Here is a 221-nt window from a genome sequence, read left to right as displayed (position 1 = left end):
GCCATATGGCGATGTAAGCCGTACTTTTGTTCCGTCCGTAATGCCCCGGTCTTTAGCAAGTTCCTTCGATACTTCTAAAAATACTTCTGGCGTTTTTCCGCTGATCGCTTTCGATTTATACGTCAGATTGCCTTCATGGAAATGTTCAAGCAACCTTCCATTGTTAACGTGAATGTCATATTCATCCCCGAATTCAAGCGGTTTCGTCCATGTAACAGGAT

The 221-nt window shown here is 43.4% G+C and carries 1 protein-coding gene; it reads right to left on the bottom strand.

Going from position 1 to position 221, the window contains the following annotated elements; genetic code table 11:
- On the bottom strand, positions 1 to 221 hold a 221-nt coding region (locus CHH91_RS19515), incomplete at both ends, for a molybdopterin dinucleotide binding domain-containing protein (protein ID WP_141234271.1).

The organism is Virgibacillus sp. 7505 (assembly GCF_002272135.1).
Lineage (GTDB): Bacteria > Bacillota > Bacilli > Bacillales > Amphibacillaceae > Terribacillus.
Note: the sequence above shows the minus strand (reverse complement) of the source record. Positions and strands in the feature narration are given on the sequence as shown.